Raw genomic sequence first — 6,056 nt, forward strand, 5'->3', positions numbered from 1 at the left:
GCCCAATCACATGAATCGCTCTGCGCGACCACCCACGAGGGGCTGCGCCGTTGGCTGGAAATCCCCCTATTCGTTAGCCGAAAGTTAAAGATCCGTAAGCTTTCTGCTGCTATCCCGCAGTCATCTGCATGCAACCGATCGTCATTAGTCTTCGTGACGTTCCAGTCAGCTTGGTCGCGGTAAGCTCTACCCCGATGGGCTCGCAAGTACCGCTCATCGTGTGCAGTACGCAGTAGCAATTTGGAGGAAGACATCACATGGCAATCGTTCTTTATGTCGGTGGTAGCAAGGATGGCGAGAAGGGCGTGGTGCCCTACGGCTTCAGCAAATCCCGCGCCGATACCGCGCTGGGGCCGGAGTTCTACACGGAGCGGTTCATGGAACTGCAGGGTGTCGGCAAGGTCCGCCTGATGGCGCTTGAGAGCCTGCGTGACGACATCGTCATGCAGCGTGCCGCCCGCCACTACCGCTGACCTTCGCAATACGCGGCAGGACGCGCCCCACCATCGCGCGTCCGCGCCGGCATCCCAGCCCCGGGGCCAGTCCGAGCCCCATTTGCCAGGATGCCGGCGTCCGATCCGGACCCGCCGCCTGAACCGCCGTTCTGTCAACGCCTTGTCCCTGCCGCCCGCGCATTGCAAGAATGGGCCTTTCCCGCAATGCGGCCCAGGCCGGAAACAATGCACGACGCCAAGCACGCCCAGCGCCAGCTCGCCCAGCAGATCGCCCAGACCATCGCCGATGAAATCGGTGCCCAGACCGCCCAGGTCAGCGCCGCCGTCGGCCTGCTCGATGAAGGCGCCAGCGTTCCGTTCATCGCCCGCTACCGCAAGGAAGTCACCGGCGGCCTGGACGATACCCAGCTGCGCAACCTGGAAACCCGCCTGACCTACCTGCGCGAACTGGAAGACCGCCGTGCGGCGGTGCTGGCCAGCATCGGCGAACAGGGCAAGCTCAGCGATGAGCTGCGCAACGAGATTCTCGCTGCCGACACCAAGAGCCGGCTGGAAGACCTGTACCTGCCGTACAAGCCCAAGCGCCGCACCCGCGCGCAGATCGCCCGCGAAGCCGGGCTGGAGCCGTTGGCCGACGGCCTGCTGGGCGATCCGACACGGGACCCGCAGGTTTTTGCCGCCACGTTCGTGGATGCCGACAAGGGCGTGGCCGATACCAAGGCCGCGCTGGAAGGTGCCCGCGCGATCCTGATGGAGCGCTGGGGCGAGGACGCGACGCTGGTGGGTGAACTGCGCAGCTGGTTGAGCGAGCAGGGCGTGATCCGCGCCCGCGTTGCCGAGGGCAAGGAAACCGAGGGCGCCAAGTACCGCGATTATTTCGAACACGCCGAGTCGCTGGCGAAGATCCCCTCGCACCGGTTGTTGGCGCTGTTCCGTGCGCGCCGCGAAGAGATCCTGTTCCTGGAACTGGACCCGGGCAAGGACGCCGAGGCGGGACATCAGTACGCTGAAGGGCGCGTGGCGCACAACGCCGGCATTCGCGATACGGGGCGCCCCGGTGATCGCTGGCTGCTTGATGCCTGCCGCCTGACCTGGCGGGCCAAGCTGCACATGCACCTGCTGCTGGACCTGTTCAGCCAGGCCCGCGAGAAGGCCGAGGCCGAAGCCATCGCAGTGTTCGGCGACAACCTCAAGGATCTGCTGCTGGCCGCGCCGGCTGGCCCGAAAAGCGTGCTGGGCCTGGACCCGGGCATCCGCACCGGCTGCAAGATCGCCGTGGTTGACGCCACCGGCAAGCTGGTCGCCACCGACACCATCTACCCGCACGAACCCCGCCGGCAGTGGGAGCAGTCGCTGCAGACGATCAAGCAGCTGTGCACCAGGCACAACGTACAGCTGATCGCGATCGGCAACGGCACCGCCAGCCGCGAGACCGACAAGCTGGCCGGTGAAGCCATCAAGGCGCTGGGTGACAACGCACCGCAGAAAATCGTGGTCAGCGAAGCCGGGGCTTCGGTGTATTCGGCCTCGGAAACGGCGGCCAAGGAGTTCCCGGACCTGGACGTGTCGATCCGTGGCGCGGTATCGATCGCGCGCCGGCTGCAGGACCCGCTGGCCGAGCTGGTGAAGATCGAGCCGAAGGCGATCGGTGTCGGACAGTACCAGCACGACGTGGATCAGTACCGTCTGGCGCGTGCCCTGGATGCGCGCGTGGAGGACTGCGTGAATGCTGTTGGCGTGTACGTCAACACGGCGTCGGCGGCACTGCTGTCGCGCGTGTCGGGCCTGTCGTCGACGGTGGCCGAGAACATCGTGCGCCACCGCGATGACAACGGTCCGTTCAAGCGCCGCAAGGACCTGCTGAAGGTATCGCGGTTGGGCGAGAAGACCTTCGAGCAATGTGCGGGCTTCCTGCGTATCGCCGATGGTGATCAGCCGCTGGATGCATCGTCGGTGCATCCGGAAGCCTACCCGGTGGTCGAGCGCATCGTGGCCAGCACTGCGCGCCCGATCAAGGCGCTGATCGGCGATGGCAGTTTCCTGCGTGGGTTGAAGGCCGAGCAGTTCACCGACGAAACGTTCGGCGTGCCGACCGTGCGCGACATCCTCAAGGAACTGGAAAAGCCCGGCCGTGATCCGCGCCCGGAGTTCAAGGCGGCCCGATTCGCCGAAGGCGTCGAGGACATCAAGGACCTGCGCGAGGGCATGGTGCTGGAAGGTGTGGTCAGCAACGTGGCCGCGTTCGGTGCGTTCGTCGACATCGGCGTGCACCAGGACGGCCTGATCCACATCTCGGCGCTGTCCGATACCTATGTGAAAGATCCGCGCGACGTGGTCAAGGCCGGCGACATCGTCAAGGTGAAGGTGCTGGAGGTGGATGTGCCGCGCAAGCGCATCGCCCTGACCCGTCGCCTGGATGACACGCCCGGCCAGGCCACCAGCCGCCCGGGCAGCCGTGACGAACGCAGCCAGGGGCAGGCGCCACGTCGCGACGCGGGCAACCCCGGGCAGGGCCGTGGCCAGGGGCGCAACCCGGGCAATGGCGGACGCCCGGCACAGGCCGCGCCGCCAGCCAACAATGCCCTGGCCGAGGCGTTCGCCAAGGCCAAGCGCAGCTGAGTCTGCCGTCCCCCTCCCGGCGCGGCCGGTCGGGGGACTTGTCGATGTTCCCCGGCAATGCGCACACTTGCGCTGGAAGGGGGCTTGGGGCCCCGCTGTCGCTGGGGAGGCCATGCCGTCAGCACCATCCGCCTTGTTCCATGATCGCTGTGGCACCTCGCCACGGCCTGCGGGCAGCTGCGTCTGCAGGGGAGGCCGCTGATGGCCGATCAGGGCAACAGCGGCAACGCACTGCTGGAGCGCCGGCTGCAGGAACTGGCCGAAGAGCGCCGTCGCCTGGCGATGATCATCGAGGGCACCGCGGCCGGCACCTGGGAATGGAACGTCCAGAGCGGACAGATGCGGATCAACGAACGCTGGGCCGAGATCGTCGGCTACCGGTTGGACGAGTTGGAGCCGATCTGCCAGAAGACCTTCATCGCGCTGGTCCATCCGGATGATCTGGCGCTGTCCGATGCGGCTCTGCAGGACCACTTCGATGGCCGCACCGACCACTATGTCTGTCTGTTGCGGATGCGACACCGGAATGGCGAATGGATCTGGATCCACGACCGCGGACGGGTGTTCGAGTGGGACGGGCAGGGCAGGCCGCTGTGGATGGCAGGTGCCCATGCCGACGTCACCGAACTGCAGCGGGCGCGCCAGGACGCGGCCGAAATGCGGCAGCGCCTGCAGGCGGTGGTGGATGCCTCCGACGAAGTGGCGGTGATCGCCACCGACACAGACGGCACCATCACCCTGTTCAACACGGGCGCGCAGCGACTGCTTGGCTACACCGCTGCTGAAGTCGTGGGTGGGCGCCGGCTGGACGCCTTCCACGACCCGGTTGAACTGCAGGCGTGGCTGCGACCGCTGGCGAGCGCTGACGGACAGGTTCCCGGCGTGTTCGAGGCACTCAGTGCGCGCGCCGACGGCCAGACGTATTCGCGGCAATGGACACTGCTGCGCAAGGATGGCCAGCGCCGCCAGGTGCGGCTGTCGATCAGCCGCATGGATGGCGCCGATGGCGAGCGCATCGGCTATGTCGGCATGGCCATCGACATCACTGAAATCCTGCAGGCCCGTGCCGAGGCACGTCTTGCGGCGGACAAGTTCGCCGGTGCGTTCACTTCGGCGGCACTGGGCATGGCACTGGTGTCGCTGGAAGGGCGATGGCTGGATGTCAACGATGCGCTGTGCCGCATTCTTGGCTACCCGCGCGAGGAGCTGCTGCAGGTCGATTTCCAGCGGTTGACCCATCCGGCCGATCTGCAGACCGACCTGGCCCTGGTGCAGGATCTGCTGGCGGGGCGGCGCACCCACTATCACCTTGAAAAGCGCTACGTGGGCCGTGATGGCAACACCATCTGGGCGCGGCTGTCGGTATCGCTGGTACGCAATGAGCGCGGCGAACCGCTGCATTTCGTGTCGCAGATCCAGGATGTCAGCGCCCAGCGCAGCAGCGAGCAGCGCCTGTTCGAAAGCGAACAGCGCAGCCGCATCACCCTCGATGCTGTCGCCGACCTGGTGCTCAGTGTTGCCTTGGATGGACGCATCGAATATGCAAACGCGGCCGCCGTGCGAATGCTTGCCGGCGATGGCGCATTGTCGCTGGCCGGGCATCTCGTGCAGGACGTGCTGTCGTTGACCACCGAATACGCACCGCAATCGCAGCTCGACGTCAGCGTACTGTTGGATCCGGAAAGCAATGCCGTGGACCTGCACGCCGATCTGCTGCTGAGGATGGGGGCGGCGACAGTACCCGTAGACCTGACCCGGGCCTGGCTTCGAGACGATGAAGGCCATGTGCGCGGCGCCGTGTGGGTACTGCGCGATGACACGCAACAGCGTGCCCGACAGCGTGAGGCGCGGCATCTGGCCGAGATGGACCCGCTGACTGAACTGAGCAACCGGCGTGGCTTCGAGGTACATCTGCAGCAGGCGATCACCCGGGTCGAGCGGACGGGCCAGGCGGCGTCATTGATGTATATCGACCTGGACCGGTTCAAGCCGGTCAACGATACCTTTGGGCACTTGGCCGGCGATGCGGTGCTGTGGGCCGTGGCCAGTGTGCTGCGCCATGGTGTCCGCGATTCGGATGTGGTTGCACGGTTGGGCGGTGACGAATTCGCGGTGATCCTGTCCGGGTGCAGCCCACGGCGAGCGGCGCGCATCGGCGGCGAGTTGTTGCATACCCTGTCCAACCTGTCCATTCCCTGGGACCAGCACCGGCTGCGGATCGGCGCCAGCATCGGCATCGCGCCGCTTGCTGCCGGCATGATCGTGGACCAGGCCGTCGCGGCCGCCGATGCCCAGTGCTACCGGGCCAAGGCGATGGGCCGCAACAACGTGCAGGTGCAGGGCGAAAGCAGTGAACTGCCCGGAGGCCCGGCGGCGGACGGCAGCGACCTCAGCGACGGCTGATCTCAGCCTGTGAGAGGGGCGCGGCGAATACTGCGCCAACGCCCCGCCTTCGCAGGAAAACCAAATGACGTGCTGGAACCTGAGTGCAGTCCGTGCCTATGCGCCGGCCGTTGTCGGCTGGTCCCTGGCTCTCTCCGGCTGGCTCCGGCTGGAGCAGCTGCGCAACGATCAGCAGGCCCGGATGCTGGTCCCCGTGGTGCAGTGGGGCGTGGCGGTGATGCTGCTGGTCACGCTGGGCTGCATCGTCGCCGCCAGCGTGACGATCTGGCGCGCCGGACGTCGTGATGCGCAGCAACGCCGGTAGCGGAGCTGCTGCTGTGATGAGGTGCCGGCCTCAGCGCAGCACCTCTTCGGCATCCACCAGCTGCACGTCGTGCATCATGTCGAGATAGGCCTCGTAGTAGCCTTTGTGCGAAGCGCCAACGATCGCCAGCAGGCGCGTTCCCGGATGCTGGCCCAGCACTTCGCGGATGTTGGCGACCATGCGCAGGTTGCGGGTTTCCCAGTAGCCCACATAGTTGCGACCAAAGCCCTGCGGGGAGGGCTCGACCAGCGCGGCGCCGAAGTCCGCCTGGTAAG

General features: G+C 66.4%; 5 protein-coding genes. 4 read left to right on the plus strand and 1 reads right to left on the minus strand.

Annotation, left to right across the window (positions count from 1 at the left end):
* Positions 1-257: 257 nt before the first annotated feature.
* The 4 genes from DBR20_RS05135 to DBR20_RS05150 all read left to right on the plus strand — a co-directional run bounded on the left by DBR20_RS05135 (position 258) and on the right by DBR20_RS05150 (position 5,781).
* Positions 258-473, plus strand: a complete 216-nt coding sequence (locus tag DBR20_RS05135; protein WP_025879252.1) for a hypothetical protein — start codon at positions 258-260, stop codon at positions 471-473.
* Positions 474-680: 207 nt separating this feature from the next.
* Entirely contained in the window at positions 681-3,074 is a 2,394-nt protein-coding gene (locus tag DBR20_RS05140; protein ID WP_108265432.1) for a Tex family protein, read from the plus strand.
* A 201-nt stretch (positions 3,075-3,275) separates the two neighbouring features.
* Entirely contained in the window at positions 3,276-5,477 is a 2,202-nt protein-coding gene (locus DBR20_RS05145; protein ID WP_108265433.1) for a PAS domain S-box protein, read from the plus strand.
* A 64-nt stretch (positions 5,478-5,541) separates the two neighbouring features.
* A complete protein-coding gene (locus tag DBR20_RS05150; protein ID WP_108265434.1) occupies positions 5,542-5,781 on the plus strand; it encodes a hypothetical protein in 240 nt (79 codons plus the stop codon).
* Between the two features lie 30 nt (positions 5,782-5,811).
* Here DBR20_RS05150 and DBR20_RS22700 read toward each other — a convergent pair.
* The coding region (locus DBR20_RS22700) for a DUF5694 domain-containing protein (RefSeq protein WP_258223214.1) at positions 5,812-6,056 on the minus strand (245 nt) is incomplete at its 5' end.

This window comes from Stenotrophomonas sp. HMWF023, assembly GCF_003060985.1.
Taxonomy (GTDB): domain Bacteria; phylum Pseudomonadota; class Gammaproteobacteria; order Xanthomonadales; family Xanthomonadaceae; genus Stenotrophomonas; species Stenotrophomonas lactitubi.